Below are 19,334 nucleotides of genomic sequence, written 5' to 3'. Positions count from 1 at the left end.
GCCGCACGGTTAACAGCTGCGGAACTGTTGAACAGCACGACGGCGCCGTCCCCACCAAAGGGGGCGGCGCCGTCGTACTTTCTGTCTACTGCTGTTGGAGCGCTGGTGGTCTAGCGCAGGACGGACCGGTAGACCTCAAGCGTTGTTTCAGTGATCGATTCCCAGGAGAAATGCTCTTCGGCGCGGCGGCGCCCCGCAATGCCCATTTCCCGGGCGCGTGCAGGATCTGCCACTACCTCGTTCAAGGCAGCCGCGAAGTCACTGACGAATTTCTCCGGGTCAAGGGGCGTTCCGGTTCCGTCGGTGACTTGCTCCAGCTGCACCAGGAGTCCGGTTTCGCCGTGCTGGACCACCTCGGGAATGCCGCCGGTGGCACTGGCTACTACTGCCGCGCCGCATGCCATGGCCTCGAGGTTCACGATGCCCAAGGGCTCGTAGATCGAAGGGCAGGCGAATGCCGTGGCATGGCTGAGCACTTGGATGAGTTCCTTCCGGGGCAGCATCCGCTCGATGAGGACGACCCCTTGGCGCTTGGTCTGCAGTTCCTCGATGAGCCGTGCGGTTTCGGCGGCAAGCTCGGGAGTGTCGGCGGCTCCGAGGCACAGCACCAACTGGACGTCGTCAGGCAGGCTGGACGCCGCGCGAAGCAGGTACGGCACCCCTTTCTGGCGGGTGTTGCGTCCCACGAAGACCACGCTGGGCTTGGCGGGATCGATGCCCAGTGCGCGGATTGCGTCATCCTCTTCATCGCGTTCCCAGAGGGAAACATCGATGCCGTTGTGGACAACGCGGACCTTGTCCGGATCAACGTCGGGGTAGCTGCGGAGGATGTCCTGGCGCATGCCGTCGGAGACAGCGATGATCGCGGCTGCTGCCTCATAGGCCGTTTTCTCCACCCAGGAGGACAACGCGTAGCCGCCCCCCAGCTGTTCTGCCTTCCACGGGCGCAGGGGCTCAAGGCTGTGGGCGCTGAGAACGTGGGGAATTCCATGCAGCAGCGAGGCGAGGTGGCCCGCCATGTTGGCATACCAGGTGTGCGAGTGGACCAGGTCCGCTCCCGCAATGTCCGGAACGATCCTCAAGTCCACGCCCAGGGTTTGAAGGGCTGCGTTGGCATCGCCGAGGTCTTCAGGCGTGGCGTAGGACGCCACGGAAGCCCCGTGATAGTCGGCATCACGCGGAGCACCGAAGGCCCGCACGTGAAGGTCGACGTGCTTTGCCAGCACCCGGCTGAGCTCGGCAACGTGGACACCGGCACCGCCATAAATTTCCGGAGGGAATTCTTTAGTCACAATGTCTATTCGCACGCTAACCAACGTAGTCGTTCCGGCGTATGTGTTCTAGTGTGAAAGAGTCCGGAAAATCGGACTTTTGGGGGATACGAAGACGTACGGGGAGCTGTGACCATGGCGTTGAAGAAAGTTCTGGCAATCGTATTGGCAGGCGGAGAAGGCAATCGACTCATGCCGCTGACGGCGGATCGGGCCAAGCCCGCGGTTCCGTTCGCAGGCGGCTACAGGCTCATTGACTTTGCACTATCCAATCTCGTTAATTCGGGATATTTGAAAATCGTCGTACTGACGCAGTACAAATCGCACAGCCTTGACCGGCACATCTCGGAGACCTGGCGGATGTCAACGCAACTGGGCCGGTATGTAGCTTCTGTGCCCGCGCAGCAACGCGTGGGCAAGAGCTGGTTCCTTGGCAGTGCCAACGCAATCTACCAATCGCTGAACCTCATCCATGACGACGCCCCGGACATCGTGGTTGTGGTTGGCGCTGACCACGTGTACCGCATGGACTTCTCCCAAATGGTGGAGCAGCACATTGCCAGTGGCGCCAAAGCGACGGTTGCTGCAGTGCGGCAACCCCTGAATATGGCCAACCAGTTCGGCGTGATCGAGGTAGACCAGAACGATCCCCAGAAGATTGCCGCCTTTGTGGAAAAGCCGGCCAGCACCCCCGGGCTGGCAGCGGACCCCACGCAGTTCCTGGCTTCCATGGGCAACTACGTCTTCAACGCAGACGCCCTGGTTGAAGCCCTGCATGTGGATGCGGAACGACTCGATACCAAGCACGACATGGGCGGGGACATCATTCCGTACTTCGTGGACCAGGGCGAAGCCGGCGTGTACGACTTCACGCTCAATGACATCCCGGGCGCCACGGATCGGGACCGCACCTACTGGCGGGACGTCGGTACCATCGACTCGTTCTATGACGCCCACATGGACCTCATCTCCCCCGTGCCGATCTTCAACCTCTATAACTCCGAGTGGCCGATCTACACGCGCCAGAGCATCTCGCCCCCGGCAAAGTTTGTCCGGGGCGAGAACAACACCGTGGGTACGGCCCTCGATTCCATTGTTGCCAGCGGCGTGGTGGTATCCGGTGGCATCGTTGAAGGTTCCGTGATCTCCAACGACGCCTATGTGGCCGCCGGCAGCCGTGTTCAGGACTCCGTCCTCATGGACAAGGTCCGGGTCGGCGAAGGCGCCGTGATCAAACGCGCCATCCTGGACAAGAACGTGAAGGTTCCTGCAGGTGCGGCCATCGGCCTGGACCCCGCACTGGATAAGGCACGGGGATACAAGGTGACGGAGTCAGGCATCACGGTATTGGCCAAGGGCCAGGTTGTGCCTGAGCCCGGTGAGGCAGAGCTCGCGCTGTCCGCGCAACACCGCCGTGGACTGCCCGAGGCTGTCAAGGCCGCCACCCATGATGATCCGGACATCCGCGACTCTGCCGAAAAGGTGGCAGCAGGAATCCAGTCACGCGTAGCCGATGCCGCTGCGCAGGGTGCCTCGCACTAAACGCAGGACGCCCGGCTGACGCCGACAGAACCCGAGGCAGGCCACTGGCTCCCAAGGCTGTAAAATCAGGTCAATGAGCTCCACCGATCTGACGCCTGAAGAGATCCAGGCCTGCCTCAAGGTTCTGACCACGATCCACGTCTATGACGAGGAGCACCCGGACTACGTTGCAGTCCGCCGTGCCACCGGCAAGATGTTCAAAGCCGTCAAGCGGCACCGCCGGGTCACCAAGCGCGACTCCATCGCCGAAGCTGACCGGGCCGTCATCGCCCTGACGGCCACCGCCGCTCCGGACCGCATCGACGACGAAACCCGCGGCAACAAGTTGGCACCCTCCGCCACCGGTGAGGTCGCCGGCCACCTCATCCGCTCGCGTCCCTGCTACATCTGCAAAAAGCACTACACGCAGGTTGATGCCTTCTACCACCAGCTCTGCCCTGAATGTGCGGCCTTCAGCCACAGCAAGCGCGATGCCCGCACCGATCTCACGGGACGCCGGGCCTTATTGACCGGCGGACGCGCCAAGATCGGCATGTACATCGCGCTGCGCCTGCTCAGGGATGGCGCCCACACCACCATCACCACCCGCTTCCCCAAGGACGCCGCCCGTCGTTTTGCCGCCATGGAAGACAGCAGCGAGTGGCTGCACCGGCTGCGGATCGTGGGCATTGACCTCCGCGACCCCGCTCAGGTCATGGCTCTGACGGACTCCCTCAACGAGGCCGGCCCGCTGGACATCATCATCAACAACGCAGCCCAGACCGTTCGGCGCTCCGGCAATGCCTACAAGCCCTTGGTTGACGCAGAGGACGAGCCGTTGCCTGCCGCCCTTGATGCTGCCAACGGTGGCCCGGAGCTGGTCACGTTCGGACATGCCCATGACAAACACCCCTTGGCCCTGGCCAGCAGTGTTACCGAGCACCCCGTCCTGGCCGGCGATGCGATCACCTCTCTGGCGCTCTCCACCGGGTCCGCGTCTCTGGAACGGATCGAGTCGGGAACGGCGATCGATGCCGGCGGCTTGGTTCCGGACCTCGCCTCGATCAACAGCTGGACCCAAGTGGTGGACGAGGTGGATCCCTTGGAGATGCTCGAGGTCCAGCTCTGCAACGTCACGGCACCCTTCCTGCTGGTGAGCCGTCTTCGGGATGCCATGAAGCGGTCAACGGCCCACAGGAAGTACATCGTCAACGTCTCGGCCATGGAGGGGCAGTTCTCCCGTGCCTACAAGGGCCCCGGACATCCCCACACCAACATGGCCAAGGCCGCCTTGAACATGATGACCCGGACCAGCGCCCAGGAAATGCTGGACTCCGATGGCATCCTCATGACGGCGGTGGATACGGGGTGGATCACTGACGAACGGCCGCACTACACCAAAGTCAGGCTCATGGAAGAAGGATTCCATGCCCCGTTGGATCTGGTGGATGGTGCCGCGAGAGTCTACGACCCCATCGTGATGGGCGAGAAAGGCGAGGACCAGTACGGTGTCTTCCTGAAGGACTACAAGCCCTCGCCCTGGTAAAAAATCCTGGAGTTTTTGTACAGATAAGGCCCTTAAGAGCAGCTCTTAAGGGCCTTATCTGTACTCAAACTCCTACGCGAGGCGCGTGATCTCCACCGAAACGGAGAGTCCCGAGCCGCCGCCACCGGACAGGATGCCCTTCAGCGGGGGAACATCGCGGTAGTCACGGCCCCGCGCCACTGTGACGTGGTAATCCCCTGCCGGCTTGTGGTTGGTGGGGTCCCAGCTGCGCCATTCCCCATCCCACCATTCCAGCCACGCGTGTGACTGGCCCGCAACGGTTTCGCCAATGTCGGCCGAGGACCTCGGGTGGATGTACCCCGAAACATAGCGGGCGGGGATGCCGCTGCAGCGCAATGCCCCGATGGCCAAATGTGCCAGGTCCTGGCACACGCCCTGGCGCTGGGACCACGCCTGCTCGGCATTGGTCGTCACCCCGGTGGTGCCCTTCATATAGGTCATCTCACCGGCCATCCAGGCGAATACCGCCAAGGCTGCCTCGTGGGGATTCTTCCCTTCCACAACACCGGGAACAATGCCCAGGACTTCCTCGCCCGGGCCACTGAGCCTGGACTGGGGCAACCAGTCGCTGAACTCGTCCTGGACCTTGTCCGAAGCGATGACGTCCCATCCGACGATGTCGTCCTCGACTGCCACGCGTTCGGTGCGGTGCACTTCCACGGTGGCAGTGGCGAGGACCTCAAGGCTCTCATGCGGCATTTGCATATCGAATGCCGTGACCCTGGTACCCCAGTAGTCACGGTATGTGCTGACGGACGCCTGGTTGGGTGAGACCTTCAGAGACGACTCGAGGACCACCTGCTGGCCGTCGGTGAGGGGCGTCATCCGGGCTTCGTTGTAGGACAACGTCACGCGGCGGTTGTACTTGTATGCCGTCTTGTGGACGATGCTCAGCCGGGTCATGAAACTTCTCCCACCCAGGCATGCTCATCAGCCTGATTGAAGTACTTACGGGAAATTGCGTCCGAGGCCTGCGTCACGGCCTTCTGCACACGTTCCATGTGCTCGGGCAGCTCGGACATGAGGTCGTCTGTGCGGTGGAATTCGAGGAACGTCCGGGCCTGGCCAACAATGCGCCGGGCATCGTTGATGAAGCCCACACGCTGGGCTGATGGGTCCAGTTTCGCCAGGCATTCATCGGCATCGCGCAGGGCGTAGACGATGGACCGCGGGAACAAGCGGTCCAGCAGCAGGAACTCCGCGGCGTGCTGGTCGCCGAAGGCAGCCCTGCGCGTACGGATGAACGACTCATAGGCGCCGGCGCACCGGAGCATGTTGACCCACGACATGCCCGCAGACTGGACATCGCGCGTTGAGAGCATGCGGGCAGTCATGTCAGCCCGTTCCAGGGAACGGCCCAACACCATGAACAACCAGCTCTCGTCATGGCTGACGGTGGTGTCCGCAAGACCGCGGACCATTGCTGTCCGCTCCAGGACCCAGTTGCAGAAACGGTAGGTTCCCACCACGTCCTTGCGATGCTGGTTGAGGCCGTAATAGGTGGTGTTGAGGCTTTCCCAGAGGGACTGCGAGACAGTCTCCCGGGCACGACGTGCATTCTCGCGCGCAGCACCCAGGGAACCGGCAATGGAGGACGCGCTCTGCTTGTCATAAGCCAGGGCATGCAGGAGTTCAGGGAGTCCGAAGTCCTCGCTCTGGGGTTTGGCACCCATAACGGCAAGGAGCTCCCTGGCTACGCTCCGCTGCTCCTCGAGGGGCAGGTGGTTCAGTCGTTCGAGGTGCACATCCAGGATCCTGGACGTGCCATCGGCGCGTTCTACGTAGCGTCCGATCCAAAAGAGAGACTCAGCAATACGGCTCAGCATGGAACTGCCTCCTTCGAGTGGTGCAGGTCGAAGTTCAAGTGGTGGTGGAGCGGGGTCACTGTTGCTGCTCCGTTTGGCGGTCACGCCAATTGCTTTCCACGGGCCAAACAGATACCTGTTCACGGACGGTGACGGACTGGCGTGGGATGACCTCGGCGGGGAGCTTCGGCGAGTCGGCCAATACCCAGGTGTCCTTGGAACCGCCGCCCTGGCTGGAGTTCACTATCAAGGAACCTTCCTTGAGTGCCACCCTGGTCAGTCCGCCGGGGAGGACCCAGACGTCGTCGCCGTCGTTGACTGCGAAGGGCCGGAGGTCAACGTGGCGGGGACCAAATTTGTCCCCGGAAAGCGTCGGCACGGTCGAGAGCTGAAGGACAGGCTGCGCGATCCATCCGCGGGGATCGGCAATAACCCGCTTGCGCAGGGCATCGAGCTCGTCCTTGGTGGCATCAGGTCCAATGACCAGTCCCTTGCCGCCTGAGCCGTCCACGGGCTTCACCACCAGTTCGTCAAGGCGGTCCAGCACATGCTCCCTGGCTTCCTTTTCCTCAAGCCGGAAAGTGTCAACGTTGGCGATGATCGGCTCTTCGTGAAGGTAGTACCGGATCAGGTCAGGCACGTAACTGTACACGAGCTTGTCATCAGCTACGCCGTTGCCCACAGCGTTGGCTATGGTCACTCCCCCGGCACGTGCAGCATTGACCAGGCCAGGACAACCCAGCATGGAATCGGAACGGAACTGGAGCGGATCCAGGAAGTCGTCGTCGATGCGCTTGTAGATGACGTCCACGCGCTGTTCGCCCGCAGTGGTCCGCATGTAGACGCGGTTGCCGCGGCAAATGAGGTCGCGGCCTTCCACCAGTTCCACACCCATGAGGCCGGCTAGGAGCGTGTGCTCAAAGTAGGCGCTGTTGAACACGCCCGGCGTCAGGACAACCACTGTGGGATCGTCCACGCCCGCCGGCGCTGTCTTACGGAGTGCTGAGAGAAGACGCCGGGGATACTCCTCCACGGGACGGATGTGCTGCTGGCCGAAAGCCTCTGGAAGGCCCTTGGCCATGGCCCGGCGGTTCTCCAGAACGTAGCTGACGCCGGAGGGAACTCGGACGTTGTCCTCCAGTACCCTGAAGGTACCGGCAGCATCCCGGACGACGTCGATGCCCGAGACATGGACACGTACACCTCCGGATGGTTCGAATCCATGGACTGCCCGGTGGAAGTGTGCGCTGGTGGTGATGAGCTGCCGGGGAATCACGCCATCGGTGACTACCGCCATCCGTCCGTAGACGTCGTTGAGGAAGGCCTCCAGCGCTTTGACCCGCTGGGCAACCCCGCGTTCCAGGACATTCCATTCGTCGGCAGGGATAACGCGGGGAACGATGTCCAGCGGGAACGGGCGCTCCTCCCCTGCGTAGTCGAACGTGACACCGCGGTCCAGGAATGTGCGCGCCATGGAGTCGGCCCGGGCTGTCACATCGGCCAGGGACAGCTCCCGCAAGGCGCCGGAAACCTGACCGTAGGATTTTCTGGCAACGTGGCCGGGGGCAAACATCTCGTCATAGGCGCCGCTGCGCGCAGCGGCCTCGGAGTAATCCTGGAATAGGTCAGACATGGGAATTAGACAATCACCTTTTTGAGTCGAGCGCATTACGCACTGATTGTGTCGCGGTTTCGGGATGCTCCCGGTTCGCCTTTCCGTGCCCCCATCCGGCAGGGTTGTGGCATGCCCTTCAACAGTCTTGCGCCCCAGCTGTCCCGGCTGGGGCCCGGGTTGGTCCTGAGCATCGCCGCCACGGGACTTGCCTTCGCAATCCATACCGTGTTTCCGGCGGTTCCCGCCATGACGCTCGCTGTTGCCTTGGGCTTGCTCTCAGCAAATATACCGGGCACGGCTGTCCTGACGGCGGGGCGCGCCCGCCCGGGCCTCGACTTCGCGGGCAAACACCTCATGCGTGCGGGGATCGTCCTGCTGGGACTCAAGGTCAGCATGGGCGATGTCCTTGGACTTGGGTGGGTGGCACTGCTGCTGATCGCCGGGGTGGTCCTGGTGAGCTTCGGAGGAACGTACGGCCTGGCCCGCTTGTTGCGCCTCCCTCGCGAGGCGGCGTTGTTGATTGCCACCGGCTTTTCCATCTGCGGCGCTTCGGCGATCGGGGCCATGGCCGCAGTCCGGCGGATCAGGCACCAGGACACCGTCCTGCCAGTAGCGCTGGTAACCCTCTGTGGCACCTTGGCCATTGGAGTGCTTCCCCTGCTCATGCACCCCTTGGGCCTCAGTCCTGAGCAGTTCGGTGCATGGACAGGCGCCTCCGTCCACGACGTTGGCCAGGTGGTGGCCACCGCCCAAACCGCCGGGACTTCGGCGTTGGCGATCGCTGTCGTCGTGAAATTGACGAGGGTTGTCCTGCTGGCGCCGATAGCAGCCACCGCGGGGCTTCATCAGCGGATCCTCGATGTCCGGGAACGCGCCAATGGAGTGGCCGGAACCGCCGGAACAGCCGGTAAGGTCCCGCCGGTTGTTCCCCTGTTCGTGGTGGGCTTCCTCGCGTTGGTGGCCGTACGGTCCTTGGGCTGGGCGCCGCCGGTGGCCTTGGAGATCGCGGCAGCGGTCCAGGACATTCTGCTGGCGGCGGCGCTCTTTGGACTGGGCTCGGCCGTGCGCATACGGACCCTGATCCACACCGGCGGGCGTGCCGTTCTGGTGGCCCTGGGCTCCTGGCTGCTCATCGCATCGCTGGGCCTGGGCGCCGCCTTGATCATGATTAGATAGCTGTGTGTCGAATCACAATCTATCGCGCGATGAAGCCGCTCTCCGTTCAGCCCTGATCACCACCCACAGCTACGACGTCACCCTCGATGTCCGCGACGCGGAAGATCCCGCCGTTTCCGGCTACCCGAGTACCAGCACCATCACTTTCTCCGCTGAGCCAGGCTCTGCCACCTTCCTGGATTTCATCCATGGCGGCGTGCAGTCCGTGGTGCTGAACGGCCAGGCGTTGGACGTCGGATCGGTGGTGGACCGCGACAGGATCATCCTGGCCGGACTGGCGGCCGAGAACACGGTCACGGTCACCGGGACAGGCCTCTACAGCCGCTCCGGCGAGGGCATGCACCGCTTTGTTGATCCTGCCGACGGCCAGTGCTACCTCTACACCCAGTACGAACCTGCGGACAGCCGCCGCGTTTTCGCCAACTTCGAACAGCCCGACCTCAAAGCCGAATTTACCTTCCACGTGATCGCTCCGGCAGGCTGGGAAGTGGCATCCAACGGAGTTGAGGAACTGCGCACACCGGAGGCGGGCGACACCCGCGCCGCACGCTGGGATTTCGCCACAACCCAACGCATGTCCACGTACATCACCACCGTGCTCGCGGGGCCCTACTTCAAGGCAACGGATCACTGGGAGGCGACGTTCGACGACGACACCCGCCTTGACGTGCCGCTGGCACTTTACTGCCGGGCCTCGTTGGCGGACTCCTTCGATGCCGATGAACTGTTCCGGTTGACCAAGAGCGGGCTGGGCTTCTTCAACGACCTCTTCGACTACCCCTACCCGTGGGGTAAGTATGACCAGGCCTTCGTGCCCGAATACAACCTCGGAGCCATGGAAAATCCCGGGCTGGTCACTTTCACGGAAAAGTATGTCTACGCCTCCCGCGCCACCGATGCCCAGTACCAGGCCCGCGCCAACACCTTGATGCACGAGATGGCCCACATGTGGTTCGGCGACCTCGTGACCATGAACTGGTGGGACGACCTCTGGCTCAAGGAATCGTTCGCCGACTATATGGGGACACTTGGCGTGGACCGTGCCACCGATTGGGACACCGCATGGGTGAACTTCGCCAACAAGCGCAAAGCCTGGGCCTATGTCCAGGACCAACTGCCCACCACGCACCCGATTGTTGCCGACATCCCGGACCTTGAAGCCGCCAAGCAAAACTTTGACGGGATCACCTATGCCAAGGGCGCCTCGGTCCTGAAGCAACTGGTGGCCTACGTGGGCTTTGATGCTTTCATTGCCGGCTCCCGTCAGTACTTCCGGGACCATGCGTTCGGCAATACCTCCCTCCAGGACCTCCTCCGTGCACTCAGCACCGCTTCAGGAAGGGACCTTGGAGACTGGGCCCGTCAATGGCTCCAGACGTCCGGCATCTCCACCATTACGGCGGAAATCGTGGACGACGGCGGCGTCCTTGGCGCCGTGACGCTCCGGCAGGATGCCATCGACCCCATCACGGGTCATCAGGAACTCCGCCCGCACAGGTTGCGGTTGGGTCTGTACGACGCTGATGCTTCGGGCCGGCTCGTCCGGTCCGAAAGCCATGAGCTGGATGTGACAGGGCCCAGCACCCTGGTGCCCCAGCTGAACGGCACGCGCCGTCCTGCCCTGCTTCTGGTCAATGACGACGACCTGAGCTACGCCAAGGTCCGCCTTGATCCAGGGTCCGAACACACTGTCCGGACGTCGCTCGATAAAATCACCGATCCCATGGCCCGCGCCCTGTGCTGGACCGCATTGTGGGACTCTGCCCGCGACGGTGTCACGCCCGCCGTGCGCTACGTGGCCGCCGTGGAGCAGTTTGCGTCCGCAGAGACCGGCATCGGGGTCCTGTTGAACGTGCTTGGCAATGCCTCCGGCGCCATAGAACGCTACGTTCCGGCGGCAGCCCGTGAAGGGGTACGCAAAGATTTCCTGGCAGTAGTGGCGGCCAGGATGAAGGCAGCGGCCCCCGGCTCCGATCATCAGCTGGCATGGGCCAGGACCCTGGCGGACGTGTCCCGGCATGGAGATGCCGAACTTCCTTTGGTGCGTGGAATCCTGGAAGGCAGCATTGTCGTTGACGGACTTGCGGTCGACGCGGAACTGCGGTGGAGCTTCTGGCAGGCCCTGTCCGCCCGAGGCCAGGCGTCACGTGCCGAATTGGACCGGGAACTGCAGGCCGATAAGACAGCGTCCGGCAGGGAGGGCCATGCCTTGGCTGCCGCCGCCGTGCCGGAGGCCTCCGTCAAGGCAGCTGCTTGGGATTCCGCGGTTAACAGCCCCGGGCTGTCCAACGAGATCCTGAGCGCGACAATCACCGGTTTCGCCACGGCGCCGGGGTTCCTGCTGGAACCGTATGTGGAACGCTACTTCGACTGCCTTGAACAGGTATGGGCGGAACGTAGCATCGAGATTGCCGGCAGGATAGTGCGCGGATTGTTCCCGGTCGCCCAGGACCTGGCCGAAGGCATGCAGCCTGCCGAACACCCGGTCCTGGTGCGGACAGATGATTGGCTGACGACGCACGCCGACGCCCCCCGAGCACTGCGCCGGATAGTCATCGAGCAGCGAAGCCACCTGATGCGGGCACTCACGGCACAAGCGGCCGGGGTGTAGTTCCCGCCGACGGCCTACGGGACCCGGTTCAACCATTCGTCGGTGCCGAACTTGGCCTCGACGCGTTTCTTCGCCTCACCGAGCTCGGCCTCGGTGAGGCGGGACTCCTCGGCGCCATAGCGTTCCACGAAGACCTCCTGCATGGCCGCGAGGATGGCTGCGCGGGCGAGCCCCGTCTGACGTCGAAGCGGATCAACACGCTTCTTAGCGCTCCGTGTCCCCTTATCCGAGAGTTTTTCCTTGCCAATGCGAAGAACATCCACCATCTTGTCGGCATCGATGTCGTAGCTCATGGTGACGTGGTGCAACATGCCACCGTTCGCGAGGCGCTTCTGTGCTGCGCCCCCGATCTTGCCTTGTTCGGTAGCGATGTCATTGAGGGGAACGTAGAAAGCCGTGATACCGAGCTTCTCCAAGGCTGCCATCACCCAGGCATCCAGGAACGCGTAGGAGTCGGCAAAACTGATGCCGTCCACCAAGGTTTGCGGCAAGTAGAGCGAGTAGGTGATGCAATTGCCGGCTTCCATGAACATGGCGCCGCCTCCGCTGATGCGTCGTACCACCGTTATGCCGTGGCGGGCTACACCCTCCGGGTCCACCTCATTGCGTACCGACTGGAAGCTGCCGATCACCACGGATGGTTCCTCCCAATCCCAGAAGCGCAGCGTAGGGTTGCGCAGTCCGGCACCTACCTCCTCTGTGAGGACCTCGTCCAGGGCGACGTTCACCTGGGTGGGCAGGACGGAGGGTGGGATGACTTCCCACTGGTGGTCGGCCCAGCTTGTGGCTTTGGACAGTGCACGGCGGACGGTGACAGCTACAGCTTCTGCGGAGAAGCCGAACAGTACGGCATCCCTGGGCAGCCCGGCCGTGACGGCTGCGGCGATGTCTGCTGCCGTTGAGCTGTCCGGAAGTCCGGTGAGTGCCGCGTTGATGGCCTGCAGGGCTTCGTCCGGTTCCAGGAAGAAGTCACCGCTCAGCGAGACGTTGGCGAATTTCCCCGACATGACGTCCAGGTCAACTACCACCAGTTTGCCGCCGGGAACTTTATATTCGCCGTGAAGGCGGGTGTCGGCGTCGTTGATGGTGGGTTGCTGCTCAGGGCTGGAAGTCATGATGTCCATCTTGCCGGAAAACGCAAAGGCCCGCATTGCCGGAAATCCGGCAATGCGGGCCTTGAAAGCCTTGGGGTGAAGTGGTTACTTCTTGCCGCCGAAGCCCTTGAAGCGGGCGTTGAAGCGCTCGACGCGGCCAGCGGAGTCCATGATGCGCTGCTTGCCCGTGTAGAACGGGTGGGACTCCGAAGAGATTTCGACGTCGATAACCGGGTAGGTGTTTCCGTCTTCCCACTCGATGGTCTTCGAGGAAGACACGGTGGACTTGGTCAGGAACTGCGTACCGGAAGCCAGGTCGTTGAAAACAACAGCTTCGTACTTCGGGTGGATATCAGACTTCATAATGGGACCTTTTGTTCACGCAACTGGATTTTGCCAGCTGCCAGGTATGAATGGAGGTGGTCCGGTTGCTGCAGGATGAATAATCCAGCTGCCGGGCCAACAACCAATCATAGCGGAAAGCGCGCCGGCAGACGAACCGCGGTCAGTCCCGTGGACGCAGCTCCCAGAAGGCCACCGCCGAGGCGGCGGCGACGTTGAGTGAGTCAACGCCGGCACGCATGGGGATCTTGACCGCGACGTCAGCTGCGGCCAACGTGTCCCGGCTCATGCCGGGACCCTCGGTACCGAGCACCAAGGCCAGTTTGGGGAACTGCTTTGCCGCAAGGTCATCCAGGTCCAACGCGTCCTCGGTCAGCTCCATGGCCGCCACGGTGAAGCCCTGCTCCTTGAGGCGGAACAAGTCCCCAGGCCAGCTTTCCAGGCGCGCCCAGGGAACCTGGAAGACCGTGCCCATGCTGACCCGGACACTGCGCCTGTAGAGCGGATCTCCACAGCGTGGAGAGACCAGGACGGCGTCCACGCCAAGTGCGGCAGCGGACCTAAAGATGGCTCCCACGTTGGTGTGGTCAACGATGTCCTCGAGCACGGCCACGCGCTGCGCGCCGGCCAGGAGCACTTCCAATGGAACGGCGGCCGGCCGGTGCATTGCTGCCATGGCACCGCGGTGCAGATGGAAACCGGTGATTTCTTCCAGCAGGGAGGCCTTGCCGATGAACACCGGTACGTCCGGATATGCCTGGAAAACGTCCTGGAGGTCTTCCAGCCACTTCTCGGCCAAAAAGAAGGAGCGGGGCTGATGCCCGGCCGCCAGTGCCCTGCGCAGGACCCTGGAGGATTCGGCGATATACATGCCCTCTTCCGGCTCGCGCAACTTCCGCAGGTGCACATCGGTGAGGGTGGTGTAGTCCGTTACGCGCGGATCATCCGCTGACTCAAGGTAGTGGAAGGTCACCGGGAGGTCATTTCAGCAGGTTGGCAATCATGAAGCCAAGGGCCACGATGCCAAGGGTGAAGATGACGGCCCTGAGGACGCGCGGGGACAACTTCCGGCCAACTTTTGAACCCACCAAACCGCCGATGGTGGAGCTCACGGCAATGAGCAGGACCACCAGCCACTCGATACGGTCGAAAGCGAAGATGAGGTAGGAGATTGCTGCCACCAAATTGACGCCGAGCACGAGGATGTTTTTCATGGCGTTGGCATTTTGCATGGTTCCCGCGAGGAATACACCGAGGATGCCCACCAGCAAGATTCCCTGCGCCGCCACGAAATAGCCACCGTAGACGCCGGCAAGGTAGACAAGAACCACCAGGAGGATGCCGTGGCTGCGATCCCGGATGGCGTGTTCGGGGTTTTGTTCCCTGCTGCGTACCCAGGCCTGCAGCTTGGGCTGGAACAGCACCATCAACAGGGCCATCACCAGCAAGACGGGAGCAACGTAGTGGAAGACCTTCTCAGGTAAGTGCAGCAGGAGCCAGGCACCGGTAATGCCGCCCAACAGCGAGGCCGGCAGCAGCTTCAGCAGCTGCCGTCCCCTGCCGGCCAACTCGCGGCGGTAACCCCACGCTCCCGCCGCAGTTCCTGCTACGAGTCCCATGGCATTACTCATGGACGCAACCACGGGAGTGATGCCAATGGCGATGAGCACGGGAAAAGTCACCAGCGTGCCGGAACCGACCACCGCGTTGATGGTGCCGGCCCACAAGCCCGCAAAAAAGACCAGGATGCTGCTAAGAATGTCCACTTTTGACTATCGCCCCGGCCTAGCGGCGGGCCCTGGCGGTGTATCGCCCGGCGTTTTCTGAAACGTCCAGAGGCAAACCGAAAGTGTTGCTGAGGTGTTCGTCGGTCAGGACGTCCCTGATGGGGCCTGCGGCAACCACTCCGCCTTCGCGGAGCAGCATGGCATGGGTGAATCCCGGTGGGACTTCCTCCAAATGGTGGGTGACCAGGACCATCGCGGGAGCCGCTTCATCGCTGGCGAGCTCGCCGAGCTTGTGGACCAGTTCCTCCCGGCCGCCGAGGTCCAGGCCCGCTGCCGGCTCATCCAGGAGCAACAGTTCGGGGTCCGTCATGAGGGCGCGGGCAATCTGCACACGCTTTCGCTCCCCTTCGGACAACGTAGCAAAGGTCCGGTTGAGCAGCGGGCCCATCCCCCAGTCGTTCAGCAGGCCAAAGGCGCGCCGCTCGTCGTCGCGCTCGTAGCCCTCACGCCACCGTCCGGTAACACCGTAGGCGGCGGTTACCACCACATTCAGGACGTTCTCGTGCTCGGGAATCTGGGTAGCAAGAGCAGCCGAGGACAGTCCGATCCGAGGGCGGAGTTCGAAGACGTCCACGCGGCCCAGGACCTCATCCAGGATCCCGGCCGTGCCGCTGCTGGGGTGGAGCCGGGCTGCGGCAATTTGGAGAAGGGTGGTCTTGCCGGCGCCGTTCGGTCCCAGGATGACCCAGCGCTCACCTTCGTTGACCTCCCAGTCAACCTTGTCCAGCAGGATTTTCTTGCCGCGGACAACGCTGACGGAAGCCAATTCCAGAACATCACTCATAGCAGTAGACACTAGGACAAAAATCCATATGACTGATAACCGGTCACATGGCAGTGTTTGTCGGTCGAAACGAATTCGGGCGGATAGGCACCGCTCAGTAGGATTGAGGCCATGACTTCGAACTTGGCTGCGGTCAGCTATGGCGTGCATCTGTCCCCCGAATCCCTCGTTGACCTTCGGAAGGCACTTGCTGACGCCGGCGTCGAAGTGTCATCGGAATCACAGGGTGGTGACCATCGCTTCAGTGTCATGACGGCCGGTCTTGCTGCCGGCGCGGAGAAGTTGGCGGATCTTGCAACTGTTCGCCGACACGTTGCTGCGGCAGCCAGTACCGGTATTGACACCGCCATCGTTCCCGAAGGCCTGCGCCAGGCCTCCCGGAAGCTCCTCATCATGGATGTCGATTCCACGTTGATCCAGCAGGAAGTCATTGAGTTGCTGGCAGCCCACGCGGGCAAGCGCGAGGAAGTCGCCGCTGTGACCGAGGCCGCCATGCGTGGTGAGCTGGACTTTGCCCAGAGTCTCCACGCCCGGGTTGCCGTGCTTGCCGGGCTGCCCGTGGACGTCGTCGAGTCCGTCCGTAAAGAGGTGCGTCTCAGTCTTGGTGCTGCAGAACTCGTGGCCGCGTTCAAGGAAGCAGGCCACGTTGTGGCGGTGGTGTCCGGCGGCTTCAACCAGATCCTCCGTCCCATTGCCGTGGACCTTGGACTGGACCATTGGATCGCCAATGAGCTCGAAATCGTCGACGGCGTGTTGACCGGCAAGGTGCTCGGTGCTGTCATCGACAGGGCGGCCAAAGAGAAGTATCTGCGTGAGTGGGCAGCAGCGGAGGGCATCAGCCTTGAGCACACCATCGCCGTGGGCGACGGCGCCAATGACCTGGACATGCTCAGTGCGGCAGGAATAGGAATTGCGTTCAATGCCAAGCCGGCTGTTCGTGCGGCAGCGGACGCTGCAATCAACATGCCCTACCTGGACGCCGTCCGGCACATCGCCAACGTCTGACTCCTGCTTTGCCCACGCCGCGGTGACCCACGGCCAACCCGCACTTGGCTGCGGGTCGCTGTGGCGCGCCCAAAAACAACTGGTGCCGAATCTGCGCCGACCTGCTGCCGGTGGGTGAAACAACAATGCGCATTTCGTGACGCGATTATTCTGACTATTTATCAAAATGTCATTTACGGCGCATTATTTGCCGTGGAATCCACGGGAAATGAACGCTCTTTCCCTTTGCCCGTAATTGATGTGTAGAGTGAAAAACTCGACGAAGAAATCCGTAAAACATACGGCAGTCTGAATGACGGAAGTGCAGGGTCAGTAAGTGAACCGTTCGGAGCGTACGTGGAAATGGTGGAAACGCAGCGAAGGATTTGAAGCCTTTCCAACACCTCTCCACGAGATCATTCGCGAGCGGCACCCTGACGCGGTGGCAACGGGAATGGTTCCCAACCAATGGGATTCCGGTCCTGGTGCTCCTGCCTACCAGGAAGTTCCGTCCGTTTATTTCATGGCTGCCAGTGATGAAACCACAGAACAGGAAGAACTGATCATGAGCTCACTTGACGAAGCTACGAAGCAACTGCTTTCCATTGAAGGCGCCACCGGTGCGGCCATTGTTGACTACACCAGCGGAATGGCCCTGGCACAGGGCGGTAACCCGGGCTTCGATCTGGGCGTCGCTGCGGCCGGAAACTCCAATGTTGTCAGCTCCAAGCTCCGAACCATGGCCGACCTCGGACTGGACGGCTCCATTGAGGACGTTCTCATCACTCTGGATTCGCAGTACCACCTCATCAATGTCCTGAACTCGGCAGGATCCAAGGGACTCTTTGTCTACCTCGTCCTGGACCGGACCTATGCCAACCTGGCGCTGGCGCGGCACAAGCTCAATAACATCGCCAAGGCCATCGCCATCTGATCCTGATGTTAATCGTGAGGGGCGGCTGCGAATATCGCAGCCGCCCCTCAGTCATCGGTGATGCAGGACGGGTCAGATCTTCACGCGCCGGGCCTCGCTGCTGCCCGATTCGAACTTAACGCCCAGCATATGGTGAACCAGGACATCCTCATTGGTATTGGCGTTGGCCTCAATGGTGACAAGTTCCCCGTCCCGCATGACACCAATTCGGTGGCACCAGTTGACCATCTCCGAGAGATCTGAGGACAACAGAATGATGGCGACGCCGGTCTTGCTGAGCTGCGTCAGCATCTTGTACACAATCTCTTTGGCCCCAATATCAATCCCGCGGCTGGGATGACTGAGGATCAGGACGTCACAGTCGGTAGAGATCCATCGGGCCAGTTCCACCTTCTGGCGGTCGCCGCCGGAGAGAGTGGAGAGGGCGCCTTGGATGTTGGTGGTGTTGATGCGCATGCGGTGCACAACCTCAGCGACACCCCTGAGGTGGGTGATCTCATCCCGCAGGCTTTCAGCGCCAGCCCCAGCGCCCTGCTGAAGCCCTTCCGCAATGCTGGTCCCCGGCTCAAGGGTATCGGCAGCATCCGGCGAGTAACCGATCCTCAACCGCTGTGCATCCTGGGGCCCGCGGATGTGGACGTGCGTTCCGTTTACGTAGATCTTTCCCGAGGTGCAAGGGCGGATGCCCGCCAGTGCTGATATCAGTTGATAGACGCCCGATCTGTGGGTTCCTACCAGGCCGAAGATTTCGCCTTTGGCCACACTGAAGCCAACGTCGCGGACTTTCTCCTCCACACTGAAATTGGAGACCCGCAGGGCCTCTCCCCCGGCCGCCGGGCCGGAAGGCCGGGAAATTCGCTCCAGTTCGTGCTGAAGCAGGAGGAAGGCAAGCTCGTCGACGTCGGTCTTGCTGGCCTCCACGATCTTGTGCACCTCGCCGTCGCGCATGACGGCGATGCGGTGGGCTATGGAACGGACCTCATCAAGGCGGTGGGTGATGTAGATGATGGCCCGACCCTGCCGTGTCAGCATTCTCAGCACCTGATGCAGGACCGCGACATCGTGGTCCGGAAGTGACGCGGCCACTTCGTCCATGATCACCAGTTGCGCTTCCTCAGCCACCATTCGGAGGACCTCCACCAAGGCCTGCTCGGCTCTAATCAGCGTTCCGACCTTCGCGTCAGGGTCCATGGTGATGCCAATGTCCCGGATGAGCTTGCCCGCTTGATCGCGGAGTTCGGCGTGTGACCGGCCCGATTGGAAGGTCCCGCGAAAGATGGCTTCGGTGATGGTCAGTTCCGGGTCGATGTGGAAGTTCTGGGGAATAAGCCCCACTCCGCAAGCCTGCGCTTCGGCGATGGAATCCGGCACGTACTTTTCACCGGCCAGGGTAATCCGACCATGGTCGTGCTTGACGGAGCCGGCCAGGACGCCCATCAGGGTGGTCTTGCCGGCGCCGTTGGTCCCAATCAACCCCAGGATCTCGCCGCGATGCAACGAAAGCCCAACACCTTTGAGGATGCGCCGTTGATCGTACGACGCGTGAATATCATCAGCATGTAATAACAGGTCCAAAGAAGCTCCTAAGGCATGCATAAACCATCCCATTGTGGTTTTGCAACGTGCTGACAACTACGTGCGAGGCTGCCTTGGAGAGTCAATCAGAAGGATTCTCATAATGCAAAGCCAAATTTGCGAAACAAAGATTCCCATTTCGTGACGCGAGAATCCGCATAATTTATCAAACTGGTACTTCAATGCGTGAGGTGGCTGCTCCGGCAGTGCGGCGTTAAACAGCTGTGGCCCGGGAAAAGGGTCCCGGGCCACAGCTATGGTGTATTTG

General features: G+C 62.0%; 16 protein-coding genes. 6 read left to right on the top strand and 10 right to left on the bottom strand.

The features are described 5' to 3' along the window. Positions 1–110: 110 nt before the first annotated feature. Positions 111–1,307, bottom strand: a complete 1,197-nt coding sequence (gene glgA / locus ACIQLI_RS08225) for a glycogen synthase (protein ID WP_354226721.1) — start codon at positions 1,305–1,307, stop codon at positions 111–113. Positions 1,308–1,400: 93 nt separating this feature from the next. Here glgA and glgC point away from each other — a divergent pair, with 93 nt between their 5' ends. Together glgC and ACIQLI_RS08215 are read left to right on the top strand one after the other, a co-directional pair. Next, positions 1,401–2,813 (top strand): glucose-1-phosphate adenylyltransferase, encoded by a 1,413-nt coding sequence (gene glgC / locus ACIQLI_RS08220; protein WP_172322769.1) that lies wholly within the window; start codon positions 1,401–1,403, stop codon positions 2,811–2,813. Positions 2,814–2,886: 73 nt separating this feature from the next. Next, positions 2,887–4,338 carry an SDR family NAD(P)-dependent oxidoreductase gene (locus tag ACIQLI_RS08215; RefSeq protein WP_354226719.1) on the top strand — a complete coding sequence of 484 codons (1,452 nt, stop codon included), beginning with the start codon at positions 2,887–2,889 and terminating at the stop codon, positions 4,336–4,338. Positions 4,339–4,410: 72 nt separating this feature from the next. On the opposite strand, the gene ACIQLI_RS08210 is transcribed toward ACIQLI_RS08215, so the two are convergent. The 3 genes from ACIQLI_RS08210 to ACIQLI_RS08200 are packed head-to-tail and all read right to left on the bottom strand — an operon-like array spanning position 4,411 to position 7,797. Beyond that, positions 4,411–5,262, bottom strand: a complete 852-nt coding sequence (locus ACIQLI_RS08210; protein WP_089595100.1) for a transglutaminase family protein — start codon at positions 5,260–5,262, stop codon at positions 4,411–4,413. Continuing rightward, positions 5,259–6,185, bottom strand: a complete 927-nt coding sequence (locus tag ACIQLI_RS08205) for an alpha-E domain-containing protein (RefSeq protein ID WP_026540668.1) — start codon at positions 6,183–6,185, stop codon at positions 5,259–5,261. Before ACIQLI_RS08205 ends, ACIQLI_RS08210 begins: the two co-directional genes overlap by 4 nt. Before the next feature lie 55 nt (positions 6,186–6,240). Then, complete coding sequence (locus ACIQLI_RS08200; protein ID WP_354226716.1) at positions 6,241–7,797, bottom strand: circularly permuted type 2 ATP-grasp protein; 1,557 nt, start codon at positions 7,795–7,797, stop codon at positions 6,241–6,243. A 111-nt stretch (positions 7,798–7,908) separates the two neighbouring features. Between ACIQLI_RS08200 and ACIQLI_RS08195 the strand changes: the two genes are divergently transcribed. Both ACIQLI_RS08195 and pepN read left to right on the top strand, forming a co-directional pair. Then, on the top strand, positions 7,909–8,955 hold the full coding sequence (locus tag ACIQLI_RS08195; protein WP_400387021.1) for a YeiH family protein: 1,047 nt from the start codon (positions 7,909–7,911) through the stop codon (positions 8,953–8,955). Between the two features lie 4 nt (positions 8,956–8,959). Beyond that, entirely contained in the window at positions 8,960–11,566 is a 2,607-nt protein-coding gene (gene pepN, locus ACIQLI_RS08190; protein WP_400387019.1) for an aminopeptidase N, read from the top strand. A 14-nt stretch (positions 11,567–11,580) separates the two neighbouring features. On the opposite strand, the gene ACIQLI_RS08185 is transcribed toward pepN, so the two are convergent. From ACIQLI_RS08185 to ACIQLI_RS08165, 5 genes are all read right to left on the bottom strand, one after another. After that, positions 11,581–12,690 (bottom strand): biotin/lipoate A/B protein ligase family protein, encoded by a 1,110-nt coding sequence (locus tag ACIQLI_RS08185; protein ID WP_400387571.1) that lies wholly within the window; start codon positions 12,688–12,690, stop codon positions 11,581–11,583. Between the two features lie 75 nt (positions 12,691–12,765). After that, a complete protein-coding gene (locus ACIQLI_RS08180) occupies positions 12,766–13,023 on the bottom strand; it encodes a type B 50S ribosomal protein L31 (RefSeq protein WP_017200906.1) in 258 nt (85 codons plus the stop codon). 142 nt (positions 13,024–13,165) lie between these two features. Then, positions 13,166–13,975, bottom strand: a complete 810-nt coding sequence (locus tag ACIQLI_RS08175) for a TrmH family RNA methyltransferase (RefSeq protein ID WP_400387015.1) — start codon at positions 13,973–13,975, stop codon at positions 13,166–13,168. A gap of 7 nt (positions 13,976–13,982) precedes the next feature. Next, positions 13,983–14,768, bottom strand: a complete 786-nt coding sequence (locus ACIQLI_RS08170; RefSeq protein ID WP_400387012.1) for a sulfite exporter TauE/SafE family protein — start codon at positions 14,766–14,768, stop codon at positions 13,983–13,985. Between the two features lie 19 nt (positions 14,769–14,787). Continuing rightward, positions 14,788–15,573 carry an ABC transporter ATP-binding protein gene (locus ACIQLI_RS08165; RefSeq protein ID WP_400387010.1) on the bottom strand — a complete coding sequence of 262 codons (786 nt, stop codon included), beginning with the start codon at positions 15,571–15,573 and terminating at the stop codon, positions 14,788–14,790. Between the two features lie 111 nt (positions 15,574–15,684). Here ACIQLI_RS08165 and serB point away from each other — a divergent pair, with 111 nt between their 5' ends. Next, positions 15,685–16,578: a phosphoserine phosphatase SerB gene (gene serB / locus ACIQLI_RS08160; RefSeq protein ID WP_400387008.1), complete on the top strand. Its 894-nt coding sequence runs from the start codon at positions 15,685–15,687 to the stop codon at positions 16,576–16,578. Positions 16,579–16,894: 316 nt separating this feature from the next. Then, complete coding sequence (locus ACIQLI_RS08155; RefSeq protein ID WP_400387006.1) at positions 16,895–17,491, top strand: hypothetical protein; 597 nt, start codon at positions 16,895–16,897, stop codon at positions 17,489–17,491. A gap of 72 nt (positions 17,492–17,563) precedes the next feature. Here ACIQLI_RS08155 and ACIQLI_RS08150 read toward each other — a convergent pair whose 3' ends face one another. Beyond that, a complete protein-coding gene (locus ACIQLI_RS08150; RefSeq protein ID WP_400387003.1) occupies positions 17,564–19,066 on the bottom strand; it encodes a sugar ABC transporter ATP-binding protein in 1,503 nt (500 codons plus the stop codon). Positions 19,067–19,334: the final 268 nt, after the last annotated feature.

Source organism: Paenarthrobacter sp. NPDC091669 (genome assembly GCF_044756725.1).
GTDB lineage: Bacteria > Actinomycetota > Actinomycetes > Actinomycetales > Micrococcaceae > Arthrobacter > Arthrobacter bambusae_C.
Note: the sequence above shows the minus strand (reverse complement) of the source record. Positions and strands in the feature narration are given on the sequence as shown.

Excerpts from the sequence above, each read along its gene's own strand:
- ACIQLI_RS08210 (WP_089595100.1), bottom strand. The coding sequence starts at position 5,262 with ATGACCCGGCTGAGCATCGTCCACAAGACGGCATACAAGTACAACCGC.
- ACIQLI_RS08215 (WP_354226719.1), top strand. The coding sequence starts at position 2,887 with ATGAGCTCCACCGATCTGACGCCTGAAGAGATCCAGGCCTGCCTCAAG.
- ACIQLI_RS08205 (WP_026540668.1), bottom strand. The coding sequence starts at position 6,185 with ATGCTGAGCCGTATTGCTGAGTCTCTCTTTTGGATCGGACGCTACGTA.
- ACIQLI_RS08180 (WP_017200906.1), bottom strand. The coding sequence starts at position 13,023 with ATGAAGTCTGATATCCACCCGAAGTACGAAGCTGTTGTTTTCAACGAC.
- ACIQLI_RS08185 (WP_400387571.1), bottom strand. The coding sequence starts at position 12,690 with ATGGACATCATGACTTCCAGCCCTGAGCAGCAACCCACCATCAACGAC.
- ACIQLI_RS08195 (WP_400387021.1), top strand. The coding sequence starts at position 7,909 with ATGCCCTTCAACAGTCTTGCGCCCCAGCTGTCCCGGCTGGGGCCCGGG.
- serB (WP_400387008.1), top strand. The coding sequence starts at position 15,685 with ATGACTTCGAACTTGGCTGCGGTCAGCTATGGCGTGCATCTGTCCCCC.
- ACIQLI_RS08200 (WP_354226716.1), bottom strand. The coding sequence starts at position 7,797 with ATGTCTGACCTATTCCAGGATTACTCCGAGGCCGCTGCGCGCAGCGGC.
- ACIQLI_RS08165 (WP_400387010.1), bottom strand. The coding sequence starts at position 15,573 with ATGAGTGATGTTCTGGAATTGGCTTCCGTCAGCGTTGTCCGCGGCAAG.